The organism is Pleurocapsa sp. CCALA 161, assembly GCF_003003995.1.
In the GTDB taxonomy this organism is placed as follows: Bacteria; Cyanobacteriota; Cyanobacteriia; order Cyanobacteriales; family Xenococcaceae; genus Waterburya.
In genome coordinates this window covers 1-3,794 of sequence record NZ_PVWF01000228.1, presented here as the reverse complement: position 1 = coordinate 3,794, position 3,794 = coordinate 1, and the positions used below count along the sequence as shown (strand labels likewise).

General features: G+C 43.1%; 2 protein-coding genes. One reads left to right on the top strand and one right to left on the bottom strand.

The window, feature by feature from the left end; translation table 11 throughout:
• Positions 1–145 precede the first annotated feature (145 nt).
• The gene (gene lpxB / locus C7B62_RS24960) at positions 146–1,306 is read right to left on the bottom strand and encodes a lipid-A-disaccharide synthase (protein WP_106244168.1); all 1,161 of its coding nucleotides are present in this window, start codon (positions 1,304–1,306) and stop codon (positions 146–148) included.
• A 186-nt stretch (positions 1,307–1,492) separates the two neighbouring features.
• Between lpxB and C7B62_RS24955 the strand changes: the two genes are divergently transcribed.
• On the top strand, positions 1,493–3,794 hold a 2,302-nt coding region (locus C7B62_RS24955; RefSeq protein ID WP_106244165.1), incomplete at its 3' end, for a filamentous hemagglutinin N-terminal domain-containing protein.

The following is a 3,794-nucleotide window of genomic DNA, read 5'->3' as shown; positions in this document are numbered from 1 at the left end:
CCTACTACCTACTACCTACTACCTACTACCTACTACCTACTACCTACTACCTACTACCTACTACCTACTAACTACTACCTACTACCTACGAACAGTTAACTAAACTTGTCCTCATCTAACTTTGTACGGCTATATATATTAGGTGTCACTTGGTTTTTTCAATCAACTGAAATATTTCTATAGCAACTCGATCGCATACTCCTACTGTTCCCAGACGAGATCGCATTTCTTGATAACCTGCGCTAATTTCGGCTTGGATAGTGGAGTTTGATAAGAGTTTCATAGCTTCGGTGGTAATGTTCTCCGCAGTAACTGCTTCCTGCTGCAATTCAGGTACTACCATGCGCTCCATAACCAAGTTGGGTGGAGACATCAAAGGAACTTCAAAACCAATCCTACGCCCGATCCAAGCAGTAAGGGGATTAATGCGATAGATAACTACCTGGGGAATGTTTAACAACGCAATTTCGAGGTTGACCGTACCTGATTTAGCGATCGCCAAATTAGCAGCAGCGATCGCATCTAGGGTGTTGCCATCGAGAATTTGTACAGGTAGGTTATATTCAGCCACTGTTGAGGTAATTGCTGAGTGGTAGCTAGCTAAAGATACAGGAATTAAAAATTTAACTTCGGGCATCTGCTTGAGAATTTGTTGGGCAGCAGCGCACATCGCGGGGAGTAAGTACTTGATTTCTTGCTGGCGAGAAGCGGGTAGAATTGTCACAATCGTATGTGACAATTCTAATCCTAGGTTTAAACGCGCCTGTTCTTTGGTTGGGGCATGTTCCATTCTATCTAGGAGAGGATGACCGACTAAAACAGCATCGATATTTTTGGTTTTAAAATACTCATATTCCCCAGGAAAGATTGCCAGCAGTTTGTCTACCACCTTGGCGATTTTACCAGCGTTATTTAACATCGGTACGGCCCAATCTTGGGGGGCAATATAATAGACGACGCAGATCTGAGGCAGGTGCTGTTTGACATAGCTAGCCAAAGCCAAATTAGAGGCAGGATAATCGATTAAGACCAAGACATCAGGAATGTTTTCCTGGAGATATTTTTTGGTCAATCTTTGAATCTTAACAGTGGGTAGAATAAAGGGAATCGCTTCAATAAAACCCATCGAACCAATGGCTGCTGTATCCGCTATGATTTGCGCTCCTGCTGACTTCATGCGATCGCCACCTAAACCTGCAATCTTTAAGTCGATTTGGCGTTGAGCAGCGGTTTGATATAAGGATTTAACCAACATCGAACCCTGTAAATCTCCAGAAACTTCCCCTGTACTAATAAATATTTTCATCAAGTGATTGCTAGCGAGCATCGCTAAACTAACTGTAGTTTTCGATTAATAAAAAAGCTCCAGGTTTTTCGCTAATTAGGCTATAACGACCAAATTTATTTAATCTTGTGCCACTTTTGCTCTGTATAATGACAAAGCATGATAATTCGGTAACAAAGCTATTGTTGAGTTCCTCAAAGTGCAAAGATGACTAAATTTTGGAGCAATGATTCTCAAGTGACAGCTTGGGTAACAAATGAGCGCAGCAAATTCCATTGTGCTGGATTTTTCGGCAGCTTAATGGGTTGGTGTTTGGTTAGTTATCCTCTATCAGCCCAAGTTACACCCGATGGTAGTCTTGGCACGGAAACTAGGACTGAGAATAACGTCACGGAAATTACTGGGGGTACTCGCGCAAATAGCAACTTGTTTCATAGTTTTCAAGAATTTTCCGTTGAAACTGGCAACACAGCTTATTTTAACAATAGTGCTGAGATTAGCAATATTATTGGTCGCGTTACAGGCAGCAGTAGTTCAAATATCGATGGTCTAATTCGGGCTAATGGAGATGCTAATTTAATCCTGATCAATGCCAACGGGATCACTTTGGGTAGTAACGCCAGGTTAGACATTGGGGGGTCATTTTTGGGTAGTACTGCCAACAGCGTAGTATTTGCCGACGGTACTGTATTTAATACGAATCTAAATACCCAACCTTTATTGACTATTACCGCCCCAGTTGGCTTACAGTTGGGACAAGATTCAGCAGCAATCGAAGTGTCTGGAACAGCACCTACTCAGGGACTAGAAATATCTCCAGGTCATACCTTTGCTTTAGTGGGTAACGGCATTACTTTTGATGGTGGGGTAGTAACAGCCGAATCTGGCAGAATTGAGCTAGGTAGTGTTGGTTCAGGACAGGTGAGCATTAGCGAAATTGCTGCGGGATGGGAGTTAGGATATGAATCAGTAAGTCAGTTTGGGGAACTACAGCTATTAGACGGTTCTGCTTTACTCAACCCAAACATATCTGCTAACTCCACAGGAGGAATTCAGGTACAGGGAAGCAAGATTGTTTTAGAGCGATCGCAAATTGCTGCTCAAACCCTAGCCAATGCTCCAGGGGGAAATATTGTAGTTAATGCCTCAGAATCTCTAGCCTTATCTGGAACAGCAGCGCTGGGGGAAAATAGTTCGCAAATCTCTAATAACGTGAGAGCAGGTGCTAACGCTCAGGGTGGTTCGATTGACATCACCACAGGCAAGCTAGATATTAATCCGCGTTCGTTTATTGATAACAGTATCTTTGGTGCGGGCAGTGCTGGAGAGATCAAAATTACCGCGCAAGAAATTAATCTCAATGGTGCGGGATTTTTAGAATTTCAACAAAAGTACCGCCTTGATGTTCTTCAAGGAACTTTACGACCAGGGAGTCGGCTCACAGGCATTTTTGCGGGTACTGCTACTACTGGTACAGCAGGAGACATTACGATTGATACTAATTCTTTAAATTTAACAGACGGGGCAATTATTTTTACTCCTGTCTATACTGCTGGACAGGGCGGAAATATTAACGTCACTGCCCAGGATATCAATCTGAGTAAGTCCGCGATCCAGAATGGCGGAGGGGTAGACAGTTTAGCCACCGCTTCTCTTGGCAATATTAATCTAACCAGCGATCGCTTAAAAGTCAGTGATGGGGCAATGGTAATTAATGCAACTTTTGGTAATGTTTCAGGAGGTAATATAACAGTAATTGCTGACTCAATTGATTTGAGCCGTAGTCTCCCAGAAAGCATCACTGGCACGGGATTGTTTACCAATACCACTTTAGGCACAGGGGAGGGTGGCGATATTAGTATCAGTGCCAATACCATAAAATTATCAGATGCCGTCATTGCTAGTAATTCAGGGGCAGTACTCCCAGATGATACGGTCATTCCCTTTGGTGGTTTAGGGGGAGATATTCAGATCCAAGCTAAGGAAAGTATTGAAGCATCAGGAATTGTGTTTGATACTGAGAATCAACAGCTATCTGTAAGCACTAGTGCGGGGATTAATTCCTCTACCTATAGTCCTGCTGATGGGGGAAATTTAACTATTAATACTGGTAGACTCTTCGTCCGCGATGGGGCAAATTTTAGTTCGTCTACTTTAAACTCAGGTGATGGGGGAAAGCTGACAATTAATGCTGCTGACTCAGTTGAGCTATTGGGTTTCACCAGCACAACAGGCATAGCTAGAGGTGGTTTATTTGCCTCTTCTAAAGGTGTTGTGTCACCTGAGCAAATTACGGGTGCTTCAGGCAATATCAGCATTACTACTCCCAATTTAACAGTCCGCGATGGCGCAATTATAGACGTACAGAGTAATAATTTGAGCGATGCAGGCAGTATCGATGTAGTTAGCAACTCAGTTCTATTAGCTAATAGAGGGGCTTTATCTGCCACCACGCAAGATGGATCAGGGGGCAATATTAGGATCGATACCAAAGTGCTACAACTCAACC